This window comes from Streptomyces sp. NPDC002773 (assembly GCF_040295605.1).
Lineage (GTDB): Bacteria > Actinomycetota > Actinomycetes > Streptomycetales > Streptomycetaceae > Streptomyces.
Genome location: NZ_JBEOVO010000012.1, coordinates 24,004 through 44,021 on the forward strand (window position 1 = coordinate 24,004; position 20,018 = coordinate 44,021).

A 20,018-nucleotide genomic window follows, 5' to 3' on the forward strand; every position below is an offset into this window, starting at 1 on the left:
TCCGCGAGCCTGGAGGGAACTCGCAGGTCCGGGCAGGCCCTAGGCCCGTGCTCAGCATCTGACAGCACTGCCGCAGGCGTCTCACGCTCGGCTGACCACCACCCAGCGCAACGATGCCGGCCTGAGACGAGGTCAGCTCGTGCAGCTGCCGGCCGTGCCCCAGCGAAGGAACTCCGTGCCTCCAGCGCCCTCGAGGACCGCCACGGCGTACTGCGCGTAGCCCCATCCCCGCCCCACGCGAGATTCCGTGAGAACAGTCCGGCAGGCCACGCTGGCGGCGGCCTCTGCCCACTCCTCTCGCGCGCTCTGGTCCCACTCGGGCTTCGTGGCCCACACGTACATCACGCCTTCGTGCGGAGCGAAGCCGATGCTGGTGTTCTCGTCGCTGATATAGCGGGGGTCTTCGAACAGACGGGAGTTGGCGTTCCAGTCGACAAAGAGTTGGTGGACCGCCTCGGTTGCCACTCTGATTTCGTGCTTGCCGGCGCTGGGGATCTGGGCCGCGGCCAGTCCTTCTTCGGTGGGGTGCCAGCTCGGCTCCTGCCCGGGGTCGGCGGCAGTGCGGTCAATGGTCTGCGTGATGCAGCCGGTGTTGGCGCGGAAGTCGTCCTCCCACACGATCGCCGACGCCGTGGACGTGTTGTCGACCAGGACGTACTCGTCGTACGGAAGGGACTTGTAGATGCCCGCCATCATGCGCAAGGTGAGGCAGGCGTTCTTGGCCACTCCCTGCACAACACGTGACTCCACGGCCGGGCCGCTGATGGCTATGTAAAGCTCCTCCGAGACGGGGCGTAGCCCACGTCGTACTGACCGCTGTAGTTGTACTCCTCGCCCATGCCGTAGCTGAGGTCGTGCCCGAGTGCGGCCTCGGTCTCGATCTCAGCTTCTCCTTTGGCACGACGAGCTGCACGCCACGTGGCGATCCTCGCCTCGTCCGCGTTCGCAGCAGGAGGGGATGACGCGGTGTCCACCACAGCCCGGGAGCTTGCTGCGGGTGGAGCGGACGCCGGCATGGTGGCGGTCTTGCTGGGGGACGCGCTGGCGGGAGGACGGGAACTCGTCGAAGTCGTCTCCGTCTTGTCGGGCTGCAGGGCCAGCGCTCCACCGGCCAGGCCACCTATGACAGTGCCCACTACCGCCGCGATGCCGACGAGTCGTCTGCTGGAACGGGCAGGACGTCTCCAGTTCGGGTCGTCCAGAGTGGGGACGGCCCACTGGGCAGCGACGAGATCGCCCACCAGTGTCGGTTCCGCACCCGTCGGCGCGACCTGTGTGGCCTGTGCTGCGAGGAGGACGGCACATGTCTCGGCAGCGCCCCACGCGGTGGCTCGGTCCCCCGGCTCCTTGGCAAGAGCGCTGCTCACGATGGCGTGGAGTTCGCCAGGAAGGCCACGCAGATCAGGATCCTCGGACATGACCCGGTAGGCGACCGCGTCGGGGGCTCCCCCGCCGAAGGGCGCGCGACCGGTGGCCGCGAAGGCTACGAGCGCGCCCCAGACGAACATGTCGCCCTCGGGACCCGTCGTACCGGTGCGGTAGTGCTCAGGACTGATCCATCCTGGGGTGCCGGTCAGAATGCCGGTGCGCGTCACGGATGTGCCGTCGGCGGCATGAGCGATGCCGAAGTCCAGGACTCGGGGACCGGCCGGGGTCAGAATGACGTTCTGCGGCTTGACGTCCCTGTGGACGACACCCGCGGCGTGTGAATGACCGCGAGGGCCTGGGCTGTGCCCGTGGCAAAGGCGTAGAGGGTTCCACCGGCCAGCGGCCCGTGCGCGGCGATGTACCGATCGAGGGTGAGCCCCGGGGCATAGGCAGTGGCCAGCCACGGTGACAGTGCTTCGGCGTCCGCCGCGATCAGGGGTATGAGGCAGGGGCCCTGGACACGGGCGGAGAGCTGGACTTCTCGGCGGAAGCGCGCCCGGAACTCCGCGTCGTCCGCCTGGGCAGGGTGGACGACCTTGACCGCGACCCGCAGACCGGCGGCGTCGAGACCGGCGAACACCGTGCCCATGCCCCCTGAGCCGAGGCGCCCGACAATCCGGTAGGGGCCGACGCGCTTGGGGTCACCGGGGTGGGCAGCCAGCACCCGCCCACCAGAACGAGCACCGCTCACCGGGCTTCCGATCTCCTTCAGACGTGCAGCAGGCCAAAGGCCGGACGCATGCCGGTACCTGAGAGCTGGATATTGGCCGCGCGTCGAGGCGATAGGCACTGCCTTCTCAGGCAATGGTCGGCAACGCTTCCTCATCGACCGCACAAGAGCGAAACGGAGCCGACGAGCTTCGCTCGCCGTGCTCCGTCGCTTTCGCCGCAGAGCGTCTGTTCATCGGTGCGCGCCGCGGCCTGGCCCTCCCCGGCAATCGACTGACACTCCATCAGAACGAGCGTCATCTCAGCGTCAAGACATCGCCCGTCACGCCCACACCGCACATACCGCGTACCCGCAAAACCCCAGGTCAGACGTCCTTCTTCACCGGCTCCAGGATCGCCACACACTCCACGTGGTGCGTCATCGGGAACAGGTCGAACGCCCTCAGCGTCCGTACCTTGTAGCCCCGCTCCGCGAAGTACGCCAGGTCTCGGGACAGGGCTGCCGGGTCGCAGGCCACGTAGGCGATGCGGCGGGCGCCGAGGCCTGCGAGGTGGTGGACCGTCTGCTTGCCGGCGCCGGCGCGCGGGGGGTCCAGGACGATCAGGTCGACCTCGGTGATGCCCGTGCGAGGGAGGACCGACTCGACCTTGCCCTGTTCGATGCGGACGCGCGGGAAGTCGGCCAGGTTGTGGCGGGCGTCCTCCACCGCGCGCTTGCCGGACTCGATGCCGAGGACCGCGCCCTGGTCGCCGACGCGGTCGGCGAGGGCGCCCGCGAAGAGGCCGACGCCGCAGTAGAGGTCGAGGGCCGTCTCGCCCTTGCGGGGGGTCAGGCCCTGCATGACGGCGAGCATGAGGGTCTCGGCGGCCTTCGGGTGCACCTGCCAGAAGCCGCCGCTGCCGACGCGGTGGGTGCGGCCGTCGGCCCGCTCGCGGACGAAGGCGCGGCCGTGGACGCGGTGGATGCCGCCGTCGTTCTCGTCGACCCGCATCACGGAGACCGGCTTGTCCAGCTCCACCAGGGGGAGGCGGGCGCCGGGGCGGGGGGCGAGGATGACCTGGCGGTCGTTCGATCCCGAGGCGGCGATGGCCTCGATGGACGCCATGCCCTCCCAGGTCCGCTTCTCGATGCCGAGCTCCGAGACGCCCTGGGCGGCGATCATGCAGTGGTCGATGATCTCGACCTCGTGCGAGCGGTGCTTGCGCAGGCCCGCGTGGCCCTCGGCGTCGACCGCGTACTGGACGCGGGTCCGCCACTGCGGGACCTCGCCCGGCGGGAGCTTGTCGCCCTCGGCGGGCATGACGGTGCCGTCCCAGCCGGCTTCCTCGGGGGTGAGCCCGGCGAGCCGCTGGAGCTGCTCGGCGATGACCTCGCCCTTGAGGCGGCGCTGTGCGCCGGGCTTGGCGTGCTGCCAGTCGCAGCCGCCGCACTTCCCGGGGCCTGCGAAGGGGCAGGGGGCCTCCACGCGGTCCTTGGAGGCGTCGAGGATCGTGATCGCGTCGGCGCGCAGGAAACGGGAGGTCTCCTCGCCCTCGGTGACGCGGGCGACGACCTTCTCGCCGGGCAGGGCGTGACGGACGAAGAGGACGCGGCCCCCCTCGGTGCGGGCGATGCAGTGGCCGCCGTGGGCCACCGGGCCGACCTCGACCTCGTACTCCTCCCCGATGAGCGACGACTCAGGTGCGTTCGCGTTCTGCATGACGGGGAGACTCCAGAGAAAGAGAGAGGTGGGCTGCCGCACCGCGGCAGCCCACCAGTCTACGTGCCGGTGGGCGTGCGAGACGCCTCGGCGGCACGAGGAGCCTCCCGGCCCCTCAGCCGCGAGACGCCCTTGGCCGTACAAGGAGCCTCTCGGCCCTCAGCCCTTGCCCGAGTTCTCCTTGTGGCCCTTCTCCACCGGGCCTCGGCGCACCGAGCCCGGCGCGTTCCAGTCCTGGTTCTTCCTGGCCCGCTTCTTCGCGACCTCGGAGGAGCGGAGCTGGTAGGGGACGGAGGTCACCATCACGCCCGGCGTGAAGAGCAGCCGGCCCTTGAGCCGCAGGGCGCTCTGGTTGTGCAGTAGGTGCTCGTACCAGTGGCCGACGACGTACTCGGGGATGTAGACGGAGACGGCGTCGCGCGGGCTCTCGCGGCGGATGTTCTTCACGTACTCGACGACCGGCCGGGTGATCTCGCGGTAGGGAGAGTCGAGGATCTTCAGCGGGACGTTGATGCCGCGGCGGGTCCACTCCTCCTTGAGCGCCTTGGTCTCGGCCGGGTCGACGCTGACCGTGAGCGCCTCCAGCTCGTGGGCGTGGAGCAGCTTGGCGTACGCGAGGGCGCGCAGGGTCGGCTTGTGGAGCCGGGAGACCAGGACGACGGAGCGGACCCGGGACGGGCGCACGTACTCGTCGGGGCGTTCCTCGGCGGCGGCGATCTCCGCGGCGACCGAGTCGTAGTGCTTGCGGATCGCGGACATCGTCCCGTAGAAGATCACCATGCCGAGCAGGGCGACCCAGGCGCCGTGGGTGAACTTGGTGGCGAGGACGACCACGAGGACCAGGCCGGTGAAGAAGGCGCCGAAGGCGTTGATCGCGCGGGAGCGGATCATGTGGCGGCGCTTGGCCGGGTCGCGCTCCGACTTCAGGTGCCGGTTCCAGTGCCGGACCATGCCGGTCTGGCTGAGGGTGAAGGAGACGAAGACGCCGACGATGTACAGCTGGATCAGCTTGGTCGAGTCGGCTCCGTAGACCCAGACGAGGAGCGCGGCGGCGCCGGCGAGGAGCACGATGCCGTTGGAGAAGGTGAGGCGGTCGCCGCGGGTGTGCAGCTGGCGCGGCAGGTACCGGTCCTGGGCGAGGATCGAGCCGAGGAGCGGGAAGCCGTTGTACGCGGTGTTGGCGGCCAGGAACAGAACGAGCGCGGTGGCGGCGGCGAGGACGACGAACAAGAACGTTCCGTCGCCGAAGACGGCGGCCGCGACCTGGGAGATGACCGGGTCCTGGACGTAGCCCTCGCCGACCGGCACACCGTTGTGGAGCAGGTCGTGGGCGGGCTTCTCGGCCATCCTGACGTCGGTGGCCATGGCCAGGAAGATGATGCCGCAGAACATGGTGACGGCGAGGCCGCCCATGAGGGCGAGCGTGGTGGCGGCGTTCTTCGACTTCGGCTTGCGGAAGGCGGGGACGCCGTTGGAGATGGCCTCGACGCCGGTGAGGGCGGCGCAGCCGGAGGAGAAGGCGCGCAGGAGGAGGAAGACAAGCGCGAATCCGGCCAGGCCCTGGTGCTCCGGCTTGATCTCGAAGTCGGCGGTGGGGGCCTTCATGGTCTCGTCGAGGACGATCCCCTTGTACGCGCCCCAGGCGATCATGAGGAAGACGCCGGCGACGAAGACGTAGGTCGGGATCGCGAAGAGCGAGCCCGACTCCTTCACCCCGCGCAGGTTCATCACCGTCAGCAGCACGATGACGCCGACCGCGCAGGCCACCTTGTGCTCGACGACGAAGGGGATCGCGGAGCCGAGGTTCTCGATGCCCGAGGAGATCGACACGGCCACGGTCAGGACGTAGTCGACGAGCAGGGCGCTCGCGACGGTGAGTCCCGCCTTCGGCCCGAGGTTGGTGTTGGCGACCTCGTAGTCGCCGCCTCCGCTCGGGTACGCGTGGACGTTCTGCCGGTAGGACGCGACCACCGTGAACATCAGGACGACGACCGCGAGGGCGATCCACGGGCTGAAGTGGTAGGCCGACAGACCCGCGACGGAGAGGACGAGCAGCACCTCGCCGGGTGCGTACGCCACCGAGGACAGCGGGTCGGAGGCGAAGACGGGAAGGGCGATGCGCTTCGAGAGGAGGGTCTCTCCGAGCTTGTCGCTGCGCAGGGCCCGCCCGATCAGGATCCGTTTGGGCACGTCGGTCAGTTTGGACACGGAGAGGATCGTAAGCGTTCGAAATCCGCCATGCTCACCGGCACCCCCGATCGGCACGGAATCTCCCTCAGTACCACCTCGAATGCGGTCCCCGCCAGTGTTGCCGCTTAAGCTCGGACCGGGCGAACCGGCAGGGTGTCGCCCGCCGCGGCCCGGGCGCATCGGGCGAGGAGTGTTGTGAGCAGGGTGTTTTCGCAGGTCAGTAGGGCGATCAGGAGTGCGGGGTAAGGGGACGTGCACATCGTCATCATGGGCTGCGGGCGAGTGGGAGCCGCTCTCGCGCAGACCCTCGAACAGCAGGGGCACACCGTCGCGGTCGTGGACCAGGACCCGACGGCCTTCCGTCGTCTGGGGTCGGGTTTCGGCGGTCGGCGCGTCACGGGCGTGGGCTTCGACCAGGACACGCTGCGCGAGGCCGGGATCGAGGACGCCGGTGCCTTCGCCGCGGTGAGCAGCGGCGACAACTCGAACATCATCGCGGCGCGGGTCGCGCGCGAGATGTTCGGCATCGAGAACGTGGCGGCGCGGATCTACGACCCGCGTCGCGCCGAGGTCTACCAGCGCCTCGGCATCCCGACGGTCGCCACGGTCCGCTGGACCGCCGACCAGATGCTGCGGCGCCTGCTGCCCTCGGGTGCGGAGCCGCTGTGGACGGACCCGAGCGGTGGGGTGCAGCTCGCCGAGGTGCACACCTCACCGGCCTGGATCGGCCACAAGATCAGCCGGCTCCAGGACGAGACGGGGGTGCGCGTCGCGTTCCTGACCCGGCTCGGTGAGGCGATCATCCCCACGTCGCAGACGGTGCTCCAGGAAGGTGACCTGGTGCACGTGATGATGCGTACGGACGAGATCGCGAAGGTCGAGGAGGCCTTCGCCGAGGGTCCCGAGGAGGGCGGTCACTGATGCGTGTCGCTATTGCGGGCGCGGGTGCGGTGGGCCGTTCCATCGCGGGCGAGCTCCTGGAGAACGGGCACGAGGTACTCCTCGTCGACAAGGCGCCGACCGCCATCTCGGTGGAGCGGGTGCCGCAGGCGGAGTGGCTGCTCGCCGACGCCTGCGAGATCACCTCGCTCGACGAGGCGGCGCTCCAGCGCTGCAACGTGGTGATCGCGGCGACCGGCGACGACAAGGTGAACCTCGTCGTCTCGCTGCTCGCCAAGACGGAGTACGGCGTGCCGCGGGTCGTCGCCCGGGTGAACAACCCGAAGAACGAGTGGCTGTTCACCGAGGCGTGGGGCGTGGACGTCGCCGTCTCGACGCCGCGTCTGATGTCGGCCCTGGTCGAGGAGGCGGTGAGCGTCGGCGACCTGGTCCGGCTGCTCCGCTTCAGCCACGGCGACGCAAACCTGGTCGAGCTGACGCTGCCGCCGGAGTCGGCGGTCGCCGGCACCACGGTCGGGGACGTCGCCTGGCCGCAGGACACCTCGCTCGTGACGATCATCCGCGGTTCGCGGGTGCTCACGCCGAGCCCCGAGGAGACCCTGGAGGCGGGCGACGAGCTGCTGTTCGTGGCCGCGCAGGCCCGCGAGGAGCAGCTGGAGGACCTGCTCCAGGTCCGCCGCGAGGCCGATCCCGAGTCCTGAGCACGCGCTTGACCTAGGGCGGCCGCCGCGGCGACCGCCCTGTGTACGTACGTGAGGGCCCAGACCTGTTCGTCAGGTCCGGGCCCTCACGCGTGGTGCCTTGGTCGTACGGGGCTCAGGCCTCCGGGGTGCTCCGCTGCGCGGCCGCGGCCGCCTCGCGCTCCTTCTCCGCGCGCTCCTCGGCCTCCATCTCGGCGAAGACGTCGATCGGCGGCGGCGCCTTCGCGAGGAACATCCAGGTGAGGTAGACCGCGAGCAGGAACGGCGGGATCTTGAGCGCGACGAGGACCCAGCCGAACTTGGTCGTGTCGGCCCACCAGTACATCGGGAAGAGGATCGCGCACTTGCCGAGCAGGATCAGGCCCCAGGCCCAGCTGGCCTTCGCGTACGCCTTCTTCCGGCCCGGGTTACGGGTGCGCCAGGAGAGGTTCTCCTTGAAGACCGGGCCCAGGATCAGGCCGATCAGCGGGACCCCGGCGATCGTCGTCACGATGTACGCGAGGGCGAGGCCCAGGGTGTACAGCATGCCCGGCAGGTAGAAGTCCTTGGCGTTGCCGGTCATCATCGCGAAGACCACGCCGAAGGCGACCCCGAAGACGCCGCTGAACGCGTGCTTGACGGTGTCCCGTCGGACCAGCCGGACGGCGACCAGGACCAGCGAGACCGCGAGGGCGGCGATCGCCGAGATGTGCAGGTCCTTGTTGATCGTGAAGATCGTGACGAACAGCAGGCCCGGCAGGACCGTCTCGACCATGCCCCGCAGGCCGCCGAAGGCCTCGAACAGCGCGGCCTCGGTGACCTCCTTCGCGGCCTGGGCGTCCTGGTCCGTGGTGGTGGTCGGCTTGTCGAGGGACGTCACCGGCTACTCCTGTCCGAGCGGTCGGAGCTCGTATTTGGGGTTGAAGAGGACCCGCCGGCCGTGGCTCATGGAGATCCGGCCGGAGGCGATCAGCTTGCGGCCGGGCTCGATGCCCACGATGGAGCGCCGACCGAGCCACACGACGTCGAGCGGTGCGGTGCCGTCGAAGAGCTCGGCCTCCAACGCGGGGACACCGGCCCGGGGGCGCAGCGTGACCGTGCGCAAGGTACCAGTCACCTTGACTATCTGGCGGTCGGAGCAGTCGCAGATACGCGTGCACCCCGACGCCTCGGCGTCCTCCTGGAGCTCCTCCGACTCCAGGTCCTCCACGGAGGAGGAGAGCCGGTCGAGCATCCGGCGGAACCTACCGGCCGGCTTCTCTGTACGCGGTGCAGCACTCATACAGAAAGCGTACCGGCCACCACTGCCACCGGGACCGGCCCGGGAGCTGTCTCCGGTACCGGCCCGGGAGCTGTCACCGGTACCGGCTCCGGAGCACCCGCCCGATCAGCGTTCGAAGCGGTAACCCATGCCCGGTTCGGTGACGAAGTGGCGCGGGTGGGAGGGGTCGCTCTCCAGCTTGCGCCGCAGCTGCGCCATGTACACCCGCAGGTAGTTGGTCTCCGTTCCGTACGAGGGTCCCCAGACCTCCTGGAGCAGCTGTTTCTGGCTGACCAGTCGGCCGCTGTTGCGGACCAGGACTTCGAGGAGGTGCCATTCGGTGGGGGTGAGCCGGACGTCCCGGCCGTCGCGGTGGACCTTCTTCGCCGCCAGGTCGACGGTGAAGCCCTCGGTCTCGACGACCACGACGCCGTCCTCGGCGCCGCCGACCGGCTCGGCGCGGCGGACGGCCGCGCGCAGCCGGGCGAGCAGCTCGTCCATGCCGAAGGGCTTGGTGACGTAGTCGTCGGCGCCGGCGTCGAGCGCCTCGACCTTCTCGTCGGATGTCTGCCGGGCCGAGAGGACGAGGATCGGCACCCGGGTCCAGCCGCGCAGGCCCTTGATGACCTCGACGCCGTCCATGTCGGGCAGGCCGAGGTCGAGGACGACGACGTCGGGGTGGCGTTCGGCGGCGAGCCGGAGGGCGGTGGCACCGTCGGGCGCGGCGTCGACCTCGTACTTCCGCGCCTTGAGGTTGATCACCAGGGCGCGGACGATCTGCGGCTCGTCGTCGACCACGAGGACCCGGGTCATGGAGGGGGACCTTCCTTCTGCTGAGGGCGCTGCTGTACGGAGACGGTGAACGGAGATCGGGTGAACGAGGGGGCGGGCGTGGGCGCGGCCGAGGGTCGGGCGCCTGCGGGCGGGTGCGGCGACCAGGGCTCAGGTGACCGCGTGCGCCGGGAGGTCGGCGGCCGGGGTCGGGGGCCCGCCCCGCGCGGCCCGGAGCGTGAGCACCATGGTGAGCCCGCCGCCGGGGGTGTCCTCGGCGCCGAGCGTGCCGCCCATGGCCTCGACGAAGCCGCGGGCCACCGCGAGGCCGAGGCCGACCCCGGCGCCGCGGGGGGCGTCGCCGAACCGCTGGAAGGGTTCGAAGATGCCGTCCTTGGCCTCGTCGGGCACGCCTGGGCCCCGGTCCACGACCCGGAGCTCGACGCGGTCCCCCAGGGTGCTGGCGGCGACGGCGACGGGCGCGCCCTCGGGGCTGTACTTGACGGCGTTCTCCACGATGTTGGCGACGGCCCGCTCAAGGAGGCCCTTGTCGACCTCGACCATGGGCAGCGTCTCGGGGATGTCCAGCTCGGCGCTGCCGTCGGGCACTCCCCCGAGCGCCATGGGGACGACCTCGTCGAGGTCGACGGTACGGATCAGGGGGGTGACGGTGCCGGTCTGGAGGCGGGACATGTCGAGGAGGTTGCCGACGAGGTGGTCGAGGCGGTCGGCGCCGGCCTCGATGCCCTCCAGGAGCTCGGCGCTGTCCTGCTCGGACCATTCGACGTCGTCGGAGCGCAGCGAGGAGACGGAGGCCTTGATGCTCGCGAGCGGTGTCCGCAGGTCGTGGCTGACGGCGGCGAGCAGGGAGGTACGGATCTTGTTGCCCTCGGCCAGTTTCCGGGCCTCCTCCGCCTCGCCCACGAGCCGCTGCCGGTCGAGGACGACCGCCGCCTGGGCGGCGAAGGCGCCGAGGACGCGCCGGTCCTCCGCGGGCAGCACACGGCCGGACAGGGCGAGGGCGAGGCGGTCGCCGACCGGCATGTCCACGTCCGCCTCCTCGGGCCGGGCCGCCGGGTGGGGCCCCACGCTCGCCGCCCGCGTCCACGGCTCGACCTCGTCCACCCGCTCCAGCAGGGCCACGGACTCCATGGAGAAGGTCTCGCGGACCCGTTCGAGCAGGGCGTCGAGACTGGTCTCGCCGCGCAGCACGCTGCCGGCGAGATAGGAGAGCACCTCGGACTCGGCGCGCAGCCGGGCGGCCTGGTGGGTACGCCGTGCGGCGAGGTCCACCACGGAGGCGACCGCCATGGCGACGCCGAAGAAGACGGCGATGGCGACGATGTTCTTGGGGTCGGCGATGGTGAGCCGGTGGACGGGCGGGGTGAAGAACCAGTTGAGGAGGAGCGAGCCGGCGGCGGCCGAGGCGAGCGCCGGCAGGAACCCGCCGAGGAGGGCCGAGGCGACGGTCAGGGCGAGGAAGAGCAGCATGTCGTTGGCGAGACCGAGGTCGGCGTCGACATGGGTGAGGAGCAGGGCGAGGGCGGCGGGGCCCGCCACGCCGACCACCCAGCCGCCGAGGATCCGGGAGCGGCCGAGGCGGGCGCCCCGGGCGACGGGCAGGCCGCGCCCCTTGGCGACCTCGCCGTGGGTGACGATGTGGACGTCGAGGTCGGTCCCGGAGTCCCGGGCCACGGTCTGGCCGACGCCGGGGCCGAGCACGTACTGCCAGGTGCGGCGGCGGCTGGAGCCGAGGACGATCTGGGTGGCGTTGACCCCGCGGGCGAACTCCAGGAGCGCGGAGGGGATGTCGTCGCCGATGACGTGGTGGAACGTTCCGCCGAGGTCTTCGACGAGGGTGCGTTGGACGGCCAGCTCCTTGGGGGAGGCCGCGGTGAGCCCGTCGCTGCGGGCTATGTAGACGGCGAGGACCTCGCCGCCGGCGCCCTTCTCCGCGAGCCGGGTGGCACGTCGTATGAGCGTGCGGCCCTCGGGTCCGCCGGTCAGGCCGACGACGATGCGCTCCCTGGCCTGCCAGGTGGAGCGGATGTTGTGCTCGCCCCGGTACCGCTGGAGGTACTCGTCGACCCGGTCGGCGGTCCAGAGCAGGGCCAGCTCGCGCAGGGCCGTGAGGTTGCCGGGGCGGAAGTAGTTGGAGAGGGCGGCGTCGACCTTGTCCGAGGTGTAGACGTTGCCGTGGGCCATCCGGCGCCGCAGGGCCTCGGGCGACATGTCGACCAGCTCGATCTGGTCGGCCCGGCGGACGACCTCGTCGGGGACGGTCTCCCGCTGCCGTACGCCCGTGATCGCCTCGACGACGTCGCCCAGCGACTCCAGATGCTGGATGTTGACGGTCGATATGACGTCGATCCCGGCCGCGAGGAGCTCGGCGACGTCCTGCCACCGCTTGGGGTTGCGGGAGCCGGGGACGTTCGTGTGGGCGAGCTCGTCGACGAGGGCGACGGCGGGGCGGCGGGCCAGGACGGCGTCGATGTCCATCTCCGTGAAGGCGGCCCCGCGGTATTCCAGGCTCCGGCGCGGCACCTGCTCGATGCCGTGCAGCATGACCTCCGTGCGCGGCCGCCCGTGGTGCTCCACGAACGCCACGACGCAGTCCGTGCCGCGCTCCACCCGGCGGTGCCCCTCGGAGAGCATCGCGTAGGTCTTGCCGACGCCCGGCGCAGCGCCGAGGTAGATCCGAAGCTTGCCGCGTCCCATGGGTCGACCATACGTCCGCCGATGGGGACATTCCGTACGCGGGGAAGTGGCCGGTGCGGTCTTGACGTGATCCTGATATCGCGCGGTGCCGTTTCCCCCGCCCTCTCGCTCAGTGCTCGATGATCTCGCCGTCGCTCAGCTCAAGGACCCGGTCCGCGAGCCCCAGGAGCTGGGGGTCGTGGGTGGCTACCAGGGCCGTACAGCCCTCGCTGCGCACCACCGCGCGCAGCAGCTGCATGACGGCGAGCCCGGTCTCCGCGTCCAGCTGCCCCGTGGGCTCGTCGGCTATCAGCAGCGCCGGCTTGTTGGCGAGGGCGCGGGCGATGGCGACCCGCTGCTGCTGGCCGCCGGAGAGCTCACCGGGCCGCTGCGCCGCGTGGTCGGCGAGGCCCACGAGGCCGAGGAGGAGGGCCACCCGCTCCTCGCGCTCCTTCGGGTCCGCCTTGCGCAGCCGCATGGGTACGCCGACGTTCTCGGCGGCGGACAGGATGGGGAGCAGTCCGAAGGACTGGAAGATGAAGCCGATGCGGTCGCGGCGCAGCTCGAGCAGCCCGTTCTCACCGAGGGTGGAGAGGTCGACGCCGTCGATGACGATCGAGCCCCCGTCGGCGCTGTCGAGGCCGCCCACGAGGTTGAGCAGCGTCGTCTTCCCGGAACCCGAGCGGCCCTTGAGGGCGACGAGCTCGCCGCGCGGGATGTCGAAGGAGACCCCGCGCAGGGCGTGGACGGCCGCTTCGCCCGTGCCGTACGAGCGGCGCAGGTTCTCGACGCGCACCATCGGCGGGCCGGCCGGGTCCTCGGCGAGGGCCGTCGCGGACCTCGTGCTGCTCTCACTCACCCTGTTCTCCCCCTCCTCGAACATGTGCGCCCAGTATGGTCCGCGGCCGGGCCCGGGGGCCAGAGCCGCCGGCCAGACCTGTGGATAACGGAGGCATACCCGCGGAAAGGCCGGTGGGCCGCTCCCCGTACAAGACGTACGGGAAGCGGCCCACCGGCCCACCACGATGCTGTCGCTCAGCGGATCTCGGAGATCTCCGGACCGCGCTGGAGCTGGCCCATGCCGCCGGAGAAGCGGGAGTTCTCCTGCTCCTCCTGCTGCACGCCGTCCGGCACCATCTGCGCGTCGTTCGGCAGCTTGAGGACGATCGGGTCGCGCGGGGCCATCGGGCCGTCGCCGCGGACGACCACGGTGTCGCGGACGATCTGCTCCAGGAGACCGGCCGCCTCGGGCTGGACCGCGCCCTGACCGGAGATCACTCCGCGCAGGAACCAGCGGGGCCCGTCGACACCGACGAAGCGGACCAGCTGCACGCCTCGGTTGCCGTCCGGCAGCTGTACGGGGACCTGGGCGCGGAGCTCCCAGCCCAGCGGGCCCTCGACCTCGTCGATGACACCGCCCTGCTCGACGATGCCGGTGGCGATCTCGTCGCGGACCTCGCCCCAGATGCCCTCGTTCTTGGGCGCGGCGAACGCCTGCAGCTGCACGGCGCTGTCGCGCAGGACGACGGTGGCCGCGACGATCGCGTCGCCCGCCACCTCGACCCGCAGCTCCATGCCCTCGACTCCGGGCACGAAGACGCCACCCAGGTCCACGCGGCCCTCATCGGGCTTGGCGACCTCGGAGATGTCCCAGGGGCCGTCGGGCCGGGGCGCCGGCGGAAGGTTCATCCGGCGCGGAGCGGCGTCGTCCGCGTCCTCGCCGTCCACCGCGTCGACGACCTGCTCGGCCTCGCCCGCCGCGTCCTCTGCGGCACCGCTCTTCTTGCGACGTCCGAACACGTCACTGTCCTTCCCGGTCGGATACGACCGAAGCGTATCGATTCCCACCCGTTGTGCCGCCCACGGCGGCATGACCGCCGGTGGACCCGAAGCCCCCCTCGGCCCGCGCCGAGCCGGGAAGCTCCGCCACCTCGTGGAAGCGCACCTTCTCGACCTGTTGGACGACAAGTTGGGCGATGCGGTCGAATCGTTCGAACCGCACGGTCTCGCGCGGGTCGAGATTGACCACGATCACCTTGATCTCTCCACGGTACCCGGCATCCACCGTCCCCGGGGCATTCACGAGCGCCACTCCGCAGCGGGCGGCGAGCCCGGAGCGCGGGTGCACGAAGGCCGCGTACCCGTCCGGGAGGGCGATGGAGACGCCGGTGGGCAGCACGGCGCGCTCGCCGGGGGCCAGCACGGCGGCCTCGGTGGTCACGAGGTCCGCCCCGGCGTCGCCGGGGTGGCCGTAGGCCGGGAGCGGCACGTCCGGGTCCACCCGGCGGATCAGTACGTCGACAGGGTTGCGCATCAGGGGTTCACCTCGAAGGCGCGGGCGCGCCGGACCTGGTCGGGGTCGGACATGGCGGCCTGGATCTCCTCCGGGCGGCCGTTGTCGATGAAGTGGTCGACCTTGACCTCGACGAAGAGGGCGTCGGCGCGGACGGCGACGGGGCCCTCGGGCCCGCCGATCCGGCCGACCGCGGTCGAGAAGATCTTGCGGCCGTGCACGGCGGTGACCTCGGCCTCCAGGTGGAGCACGGTGCCCACCGGGACGGGCCGGACGAAGTCGGTCTCGAGCCGTCCGGTCACGGCGATGACCCGCAGCAGCCAGTTCAGGGAGCCGAGGGTCTCGTCGAGCGCGGTGGCGAGCACGCCGCCGTGCGCGAGGCCGGGGGCGCCCTGGTGGTCGGGGGTCACCGTGAATTCGGCGGTGACGGTCACGCCCGCGCCCGCGCGTGCCTCCAGGTGGAGGCCGTGGGGCTGCCCGCCGCCGCACCCGAAGCAGTACGCGTAGTGCGCACCGAGCAGCTCGCCGGGAGCCGGCGCGTCGGGGTGGCGTACCGGCGGTATGGCGTCGGCCGGCGGGGTGAGGGCGGCAGATGTTGCAGTCACAGCCGCAGACCTTACCCGCGCGGATGGGCGCAGGTCGCGCCGTGCCAAGCTTGGACACATGCAGCCTTCCGCACCGTCCCCGGCCCCCTCCCCCGCGACCCCCGTCGCGCCGCGCTTCGACGAGCGGCTGACGGCGCCCCGTTCCTGGTGGGTCATCGCGGGTCTGCTGGGTCTCTCCGGCGGCCTGATCATGTTCCCGCTGGGTACGGTCCCGATGCTGGGCGGCCTGATCGTGGCGGCGGTGCTCGCCGGGGCCGCGGTGTCCTCGTACGGCTCCGCCCGGATCCGGGTGGTGGCCGGTTCGCTGGTGGCGGGCGACGCGCGGGTGCCCGTCTCGGCGCTGGGGGCGGTCGAGGTGCTCGACGACGAGGAGGCGCGCGCCTGGCGCACGTACAAGGCCGATCCGCGCGCCTTCATGTTGATGCGCGGCTATGTGCCGCGGGCGGTACGGGTCGAGGTGACGGACCCGGCCGACCCGACGCCGTACCTGTACCTGTCCAGCCGCGAGCCGCAGGCGCTGGCGGACGCACTCGACGCCGAACGCGCGGGCGCCGAGGGCTGAGGTCGGCCGAGGCCTGGGGGCCTCAAGTCAGAAGCCGAGTTCCCTCGGGTTCTCGGGCTGTTCCAGCGGGGGCAGTTCCCTGAGGGCGTCCCAGGGGACCTGGCGGCGGCGCAGGTCCTTGCGGATGTGCTCGGCGAGTTTCTTGGTGTCGCGGCGGTTCATGACCGCGCCGACGGCCGCGCCCACCATGAAGGGCGTGAGCATGGGCAGGTTGCGCACCATGCGTTTCATGATCTGCTGGCGCAGCTCGCGCTTGAGCTGTCCGCCGAGCGCCGCGTTGACCGTGGTGGGCTTGGTGGGGTCGATGCCCCGCTCCTCGGCCCAGGAGGTCAGATAGGCCGCCGAACGCTGGCTGAGTCGGCCGGGGGGCCGCACTCCGTAGACCTCGTGCAGTTCGGCGATGAGTTTGAGTTCCACGGCGGCGACGGCGGTGATCTCGGCCGCGAGCTCCGCCGGCATGGCCGGGGGTACGGGGAGCATCGCGGCGGCACCGACGCCCGCGCCGACGGTCGAGCTCGCGTTCGCCGCGCCGGCGACGAGCTTGTCGGCGAGCTGCTCGGGGCCGAGCCCGGGGAACTGCTTGCGGAGGGTCGCCAGATCGCGGACGGGGATCCGCGGGGCGAGGTCGATCAGCCGGTCGGCCAGATGACCGATTCCGGCCCTCGCGCTGTCGCCGCCGCGCTTCACGCCCTGCACGACGCCGCGCCGGACGGCGTCGATCCGGTCGGAGTCGATCTTGATCTTGTCGAGTTGGGCCCGCGCGGGGTTGGCGAGCCGTTTGACGGCGCCGAAGCGTCCGCCCTGCCGCGCCTCGACCGACGCGTCACTGTCTCCCGCCTCCGCCGGCAGGCGCGCCGGGTCCGGCCCGACGACCGCCTCGAGCGAGGCCGGGAGGCCTCGCTCGTCGTCACGTGCGCCGAGGGAGGGCAGGGAGGCCGTGGGATCGGCGTCAGATGCCTCGTGGGCACCCTCTGCCGGTCCTGAGCCGCCCTTGTGCGTCCGCGGGCTCCCGGGGAGCCTCAGACGCCGCTTCCGGGACGGTGTGTCGCCTGCCACGGCCGACGACCTCAGTCGCAGTCGCGGCAGATCGGCTGGCCGTTCTTCTCCCTGGCCAGCTGGCTGCGGTGGTGCACGAGGAAGCAGCTCATGCAGGTGAACTCATCGGCCTGCTTGGGCAGGACCCGGACGGCCAGCTCCTCGTTCGAGAGGTCGGCGCCGGGAAGCTCCAGGCCTTCGGCGGCCTCGAACTCGTCGACGTCGACGGTCGAGGTCGACTTGTCGTTCCGGCGGGCCTTCAGTTCTTCAAGGCTGTCCGAATCGACGTCGTCGTCGGTCTTGCGTGGGGTGTCGTAATCCGTTGCCATGTCGCTCTCCCCCTCTGGGTGGTTGCGGTGTCTCCAGCGCAGGTAACGCGTGAGAGGTCGGACTTGTGCCCGACCTGAGGCGGAGATTTTGCCTCACATCAAGGTCTGTTACTCAATCGACACCCGTCCCGTCCTCTCGCGAGTGATCGGCTTCGGGTGGCGAAGCGGACCGTACACGGTCCTGCGGGCGACCCCCGCAGGCGCCACCCCGTGTACTTCCCGTCATTCCAGGGCCCGGAAACCCGGACTTTTACTGGCTTTCCGAGGGATTTCCCGGTCACGGAGAGTGGAGGTCCGGACACCCCTCCTGTGATCGATCACACATGAGCGTCTCAGGATCGGGGCCTTGGAATTCCGCGCAAAGCGAACGGAACCGGTCGACTCATGCAGTGTGTCAGATCGGCAGAGTGACACGCATCACGAGGCCGCCGCCCTCGCGGGGCTCCGCGATGATACGGCCGCCGTGGGCGCGGGCCACGGACCGGGCGATCGACAGGCCGAGGCCGACTCCCTTGTCGCTGCCGGTGCGCTCCTGCCGGAGCCGCCGGAACGGTTCGAACAGGTTGTCGATCTCGTACGCGGGGACCACGGGGCCCGTGTTGGAGACGACCAGGACGGCCTGACCGTCCTGGGCCTCGGTGGTGACCTCCACCCAGCCGCCCTCCGGCACGTTGTACCGGACGGCGTTCTGGAGCAGGTTCAACGCGATCCGCTCCAGGAGGACGCCGTTGCCCTGGACGACCGCCGGAGCGCGCTCACCCCGGATCTCCACGCCCTTCGCGACGGCCTCGGCGTGCGTCTGGTCGACCGCGCGGGAGGCGACCTCCGCGAGGTCGACCGCCTTGCGGTCGATGATCTGGTTGTCGCTCCGGGCGAGCAGCAGCAGGCCCTCCACGAGCTGCTCGCTGCGCTCATTGGTGGCGAGCAGGGTCTTGCCCAGCTGCTGGAGCGCCAGCGGCGCCTCGGGATCCGAGACGTGGATCTCCAGGAGCGTGCGGTTGATCGCGAGCGGGGTGCGCAGCTCGTGCGAGGCGTTCGCGACGAAGCGGTGCTGGGCGGAGAAGGCCCGCTCCAGGCGCTCCAGCATCTCGTCGAAGGTGTCGGCGAGCTCCTTCAGCTCGTCGTCGGGGCCGTCGAGCTCGATCCTGCGGGCCAGGTCGGAGCCGGCCACCTGACGGGCGGTACGGGTGATCCGGCCGAGCGGGGAGAGCACCCGTCCCGCCATGGCGTAGCCGAAGGCGAAGGCGACGATGCTCAGGCCGAGCAGGGCGAAGAGGGAGCGGCGCAGCAGGTTGTCGAGGGCGCGGTCGCTCTGGTACCCGAGGCAGACGGAGACAGCCTCGTTGAACTGCTCCCCGGTGCCCGTGTCGGGCAGGACGCACCACGACGTGGTGGGCTGCACCTCCCCCTTGACGATCTTGAAGGGCAGCTGGGCCGCGCTGTCGGTGAGTGCCTGCGCGGTGAAGAGGTAGATGATCGAGAGCAGCAGGATGCCCGCGATCAGGAACATCCCGCCGTACAGCAGCGTGAGCCGTATCCGGATGGTGGGGCGCAGCAGCGGCCGGACCGGGTCCCTGGGGTCCCACGTCGGCTTCGGGGGCGCCTGGGGGTGGGGCGCGGAGGTCGGGGCCATCGGGTCAGATCCGGTACCCGGAACCGGGCACGGTGACGATGACGGGCGGCTCACCGAGCTTGCGGCGCAGGGTCATCACGGTGACGCGTACGACGTTGGTGAACGGGTCGGTGTTCTCGTCCCAGGCCTTCTCCAGGAGCTGCTCGGCCGAGACGACGGCGCCCTCGCTGCGCATGAGGACCTCCAGGACGGCGAACTCCTTCGGCGCGAGCTGGACCTCCTTGCCCTCGCGGAAGACCTCGCGGCGGTTGGGGTCGAGCTTGATGCCGGCGCGCTCCAGGACGGGCGGCAGGGGCACGCTCGTACGGCGCCCGAGCGCCCGCACGCGCGCGGTGAGCTCGGTGAAGGCGAAGGGCTTGGGAAGGTAGTCGTCCGCGCCGAGCTCCAGGCCCTCGACGCGGTCGCTGACGTCGCCGGAGGCGGTGAGCATCAGGACGCGGGTGGGCATGCCCAGCTCCACGATCTTCCGGCAGACGTCGTCGCCGTGGACGAGGGGCAGGTCGCGGTCGAGGACGACGACGTCGTAGTCGTTCACCCCGACGCGCTCCAGGGCCGCCGCACCGTCGTACACGACGTCGACGGCCATGGCCTCCCGGCGCAGTCCGGTGGCCACCGCATCGGCGAGCAGTTGCTCGTCCTCGACGACGAGTACGCGCACGTCGTACATCCTTCCCGTTGAGCCGCTGTCCGGAGGGGGACCGGCTGAGACCTGAGCACTGACTGTGCGTGTCCATCCTGCCCCGTACGCGCGTAAACCGGCTGTAAGACGGCGGTGCGGAGCCGCGGGCGGGCGGGGGCCACGCGGGCGCGTGGGGCGGGCCGCTCGGCGGGAGGCGAAGAATTCACCGGATTCACGGGCCAGTTGAGGTTTCTGTGAGGAAAGGGCTGGGGAGGACGTCTGCACACCCCGTGATCACGCCCTGTATGTGGCGCGCCACCTACCGCTCTCCGCTCCCGGGAGACCGCAGCGTGTGATCCACCCACCCTCGGCACACCCCCGTGCCACCGGACCCATGACGAGGGGGCGCACGATGGACGCTTTCACCGCAGGCCTGCTGCACCGCATCAGGACCACGCAGACCGACCTCACGCGGGCTCGTGAGACGGGCGACGACTACCTGGCGGACGTCGAGCAGGCGGAGCTGGACGACCTGCACCGGCTGGCCGCCGAGCACGGCGTCGAGGTCGCCCTGCCGGGCGTCTGACCCGTACCGACCCGTTCGACCGCCTGCCCCGTACGACCCGCCTCACCCGTACCGACTCGC

General features: G+C 71.0%; 21 protein-coding genes. 4 read left to right on the top strand and 17 right to left on the bottom strand.

The features are described 5' to 3' along the window. Positions 1 to 132: 132 nt before the first annotated feature. The 5 genes from ABT034_RS16805 to ABT034_RS16825 all read right to left on the bottom strand — a co-directional run bounded on the left by ABT034_RS16805 (position 133) and on the right by ABT034_RS16825 (position 6,005). Positions 133 to 726 (bottom strand): hypothetical protein, encoded by a 594-nt coding sequence (locus ABT034_RS16805; protein WP_351215757.1) that lies wholly within the window; start codon positions 724 to 726, stop codon positions 133 to 135. Positions 727 to 767: 41 nt separating this feature from the next. Beyond that, positions 768 to 1,661 (bottom strand): serine/threonine-protein kinase, encoded by an 894-nt coding sequence (locus ABT034_RS16810; protein ID WP_351216022.1) that lies wholly within the window; start codon positions 1,659 to 1,661, stop codon positions 768 to 770. Continuing rightward, on the bottom strand, positions 1,655 to 2,017 hold the full coding sequence (locus tag ABT034_RS16815; RefSeq protein ID WP_351216024.1) for a protein kinase family protein: 363 nt from the start codon (positions 2,015 to 2,017) through the stop codon (positions 1,655 to 1,657). Before ABT034_RS16815 ends, ABT034_RS16810 begins: the two co-directional genes overlap by 7 nt. Positions 2,018 to 2,462: 445 nt before the next feature. Then, positions 2,463 to 3,797 (bottom strand): class I SAM-dependent RNA methyltransferase, encoded by a 1,335-nt coding sequence (locus tag ABT034_RS16820; RefSeq protein ID WP_351215759.1) that lies wholly within the window; start codon positions 3,795 to 3,797, stop codon positions 2,463 to 2,465. 159 nt (positions 3,798 to 3,956) lie between these two features. Beyond that, complete coding sequence (locus ABT034_RS16825; RefSeq protein WP_351215761.1) at positions 3,957 to 6,005, bottom strand: APC family permease; 2,049 nt, start codon at positions 6,003 to 6,005, stop codon at positions 3,957 to 3,959. Between the two features lie 234 nt (positions 6,006 to 6,239). Between ABT034_RS16825 and ABT034_RS16830 the strand changes: the two genes are divergently transcribed. Both ABT034_RS16830 and ABT034_RS16835 read left to right on the top strand, forming a co-directional pair. Then, the gene (locus ABT034_RS16830; protein WP_351215763.1) at positions 6,240 to 6,908 is read left to right on the top strand and encodes a potassium channel family protein; all 669 of its coding nucleotides are present in this window, start codon (positions 6,240 to 6,242) and stop codon (positions 6,906 to 6,908) included. Next, the gene (locus ABT034_RS16835) at positions 6,908 to 7,588 is read left to right on the top strand and encodes a potassium channel family protein (protein ID WP_351215765.1); all 681 of its coding nucleotides are present in this window, start codon (positions 6,908 to 6,910) and stop codon (positions 7,586 to 7,588) included. Before ABT034_RS16830 ends, ABT034_RS16835 begins: the two co-directional genes overlap by 1 nt. Positions 7,589 to 7,703: 115 nt before the next feature. On the opposite strand, the gene ABT034_RS16840 is transcribed toward ABT034_RS16835, so the two are convergent. The 8 genes from ABT034_RS16840 to ABT034_RS16875 form a co-directional block, all read right to left on the bottom strand. Then, positions 7,704 to 8,447 carry a DUF3159 domain-containing protein gene (locus tag ABT034_RS16840; RefSeq protein ID WP_351215767.1) on the bottom strand — a complete coding sequence of 248 codons (744 nt, stop codon included), beginning with the start codon at positions 8,445 to 8,447 and terminating at the stop codon, positions 7,704 to 7,706. Positions 8,448 to 8,450: 3 nt separating this feature from the next. Next, positions 8,451 to 8,849, bottom strand: a complete 399-nt coding sequence (locus ABT034_RS16845) for an OB-fold nucleic acid binding domain-containing protein (RefSeq protein WP_351215769.1) — start codon at positions 8,847 to 8,849, stop codon at positions 8,451 to 8,453. Positions 8,850 to 8,954: 105 nt separating this feature from the next. Beyond that, positions 8,955 to 9,641 (bottom strand): response regulator, encoded by a 687-nt coding sequence (locus tag ABT034_RS16850; RefSeq protein WP_229315636.1) that lies wholly within the window; start codon positions 9,639 to 9,641, stop codon positions 8,955 to 8,957. A gap of 129 nt (positions 9,642 to 9,770) precedes the next feature. Further along, on the bottom strand, positions 9,771 to 12,317 hold the full coding sequence (locus tag ABT034_RS16855; protein WP_351215771.1) for a DUF4118 domain-containing protein: 2,547 nt from the start codon (positions 12,315 to 12,317) through the stop codon (positions 9,771 to 9,773). Positions 12,318 to 12,426: 109 nt separating this feature from the next. Next, positions 12,427 to 13,095, bottom strand: a complete 669-nt coding sequence (locus tag ABT034_RS16860; protein WP_284711844.1) for an ABC transporter ATP-binding protein — start codon at positions 13,093 to 13,095, stop codon at positions 12,427 to 12,429. 236 nt (positions 13,096 to 13,331) lie between these two features. Next, the gene (locus ABT034_RS16865) at positions 13,332 to 14,096 is read right to left on the bottom strand and encodes a DUF3710 domain-containing protein (RefSeq protein WP_351215773.1); all 765 of its coding nucleotides are present in this window, start codon (positions 14,094 to 14,096) and stop codon (positions 13,332 to 13,334) included. Position 14,097: 1 nt separating this feature from the next. Further along, positions 14,098 to 14,610, bottom strand: a complete 513-nt coding sequence (gene dut, locus ABT034_RS16870; protein ID WP_351215775.1) for a dUTP diphosphatase — start codon at positions 14,608 to 14,610, stop codon at positions 14,098 to 14,100. Next, positions 14,610 to 15,194 carry a PaaI family thioesterase gene (locus ABT034_RS16875; protein WP_351215777.1) on the bottom strand — a complete coding sequence of 195 codons (585 nt, stop codon included), beginning with the start codon at positions 15,192 to 15,194 and terminating at the stop codon, positions 14,610 to 14,612. Before ABT034_RS16875 ends, dut begins: the two co-directional genes overlap by 1 nt. Before the next feature lie 58 nt (positions 15,195 to 15,252). On the opposite strand from ABT034_RS16875, the gene ABT034_RS16880 reads away from it, so the two are divergent. Next, a complete protein-coding gene (locus ABT034_RS16880) occupies positions 15,253 to 15,756 on the top strand; it encodes a DUF3093 domain-containing protein (RefSeq protein WP_351215779.1) in 504 nt (167 codons plus the stop codon). A 27-nt stretch (positions 15,757 to 15,783) separates the two neighbouring features. On the opposite strand, the gene ABT034_RS16885 is transcribed toward ABT034_RS16880, so the two are convergent. From ABT034_RS16885 to ABT034_RS16900, 4 genes are all read right to left on the bottom strand, one after another. Beyond that, entirely contained in the window at positions 15,784 to 16,812 is a 1,029-nt protein-coding gene (locus ABT034_RS16885; RefSeq protein ID WP_351215781.1) for a hypothetical protein, read from the bottom strand. An 11-nt stretch (positions 16,813 to 16,823) separates the two neighbouring features. Continuing rightward, positions 16,824 to 17,120 (bottom strand): DUF4193 domain-containing protein, encoded by a 297-nt coding sequence (locus ABT034_RS16890; protein ID WP_003955561.1) that lies wholly within the window; start codon positions 17,118 to 17,120, stop codon positions 16,824 to 16,826. Between the two features lie 394 nt (positions 17,121 to 17,514). Continuing rightward, complete coding sequence (locus ABT034_RS16895; protein ID WP_351215783.1) at positions 17,515 to 18,753, bottom strand: sensor histidine kinase; 1,239 nt, start codon at positions 18,751 to 18,753, stop codon at positions 17,515 to 17,517. A gap of 4 nt (positions 18,754 to 18,757) precedes the next feature. Further along, positions 18,758 to 19,411, bottom strand: a complete 654-nt coding sequence (locus tag ABT034_RS16900) for a response regulator transcription factor (protein ID WP_030146958.1) — start codon at positions 19,409 to 19,411, stop codon at positions 18,758 to 18,760. Between the two features lie 373 nt (positions 19,412 to 19,784). On the opposite strand from ABT034_RS16900, the gene ABT034_RS16905 reads away from it, so the two are divergent. After that, positions 19,785 to 19,958: a hypothetical protein gene (locus tag ABT034_RS16905; protein ID WP_351215785.1), complete on the top strand. Its 174-nt coding sequence runs from the start codon at positions 19,785 to 19,787 to the stop codon at positions 19,956 to 19,958. Positions 19,959 to 20,018 lie beyond the last annotated feature (60 nt).

What these genes read in the sequence shown, in the direction of transcription:
- ABT034_RS16850 (WP_229315636.1), bottom strand. Translation starts at nt 9,641, where the DNA reads ATGACCCGGGTCCTCGTGGTCGACGACGAGCCGCAGATCGTCCGCGCC.
- ABT034_RS16880 (WP_351215779.1), top strand. Translation starts at nt 15,253, where the DNA reads ATGCAGCCTTCCGCACCGTCCCCGGCCCCCTCCCCCGCGACCCCCGTC.
- dut (WP_351215775.1), bottom strand. Translation starts at nt 14,610, where the DNA reads ATGCGCAACCCTGTCGACGTACTGATCCGCCGGGTGGACCCGGACGTG.
- ABT034_RS16855 (WP_351215771.1), bottom strand. Translation starts at nt 12,317, where the DNA reads ATGGGACGCGGCAAGCTTCGGATCTACCTCGGCGCTGCGCCGGGCGTC.
- ABT034_RS16815 (WP_351216024.1), bottom strand. Translation starts at nt 2,017, where the DNA reads ATGGGCACGGTGTTCGCCGGTCTCGACGCCGCCGGTCTGCGGGTCGCG.
- ABT034_RS16905 (WP_351215785.1), top strand. Translation starts at nt 19,785, where the DNA reads ATGGACGCTTTCACCGCAGGCCTGCTGCACCGCATCAGGACCACGCAG.
- ABT034_RS16835 (WP_351215765.1), top strand. Translation starts at nt 6,908, where the DNA reads ATGCGTGTCGCTATTGCGGGCGCGGGTGCGGTGGGCCGTTCCATCGCG.
- ABT034_RS16860 (WP_284711844.1), bottom strand. Translation starts at nt 13,095, where the DNA reads ATGGTGCGCGTCGAGAACCTGCGCCGCTCGTACGGCACGGGCGAAGCG.
- ABT034_RS16820 (WP_351215759.1), bottom strand. Translation starts at nt 3,797, where the DNA reads ATGCAGAACGCGAACGCACCTGAGTCGTCGCTCATCGGGGAGGAGTAC.
- ABT034_RS16890 (WP_003955561.1), bottom strand. Translation starts at nt 17,120, where the DNA reads ATGGCAACGGATTACGACACCCCACGCAAGACCGACGACGACGTCGAT.
- ABT034_RS16845 (WP_351215769.1), bottom strand. Translation starts at nt 8,849, where the DNA reads ATGAGTGCTGCACCGCGTACAGAGAAGCCGGCCGGTAGGTTCCGCCGG.
- ABT034_RS16895 (WP_351215783.1), bottom strand. Translation starts at nt 18,753, where the DNA reads ATGGCCCCGACCTCCGCGCCCCACCCCCAGGCGCCCCCGAAGCCGACG.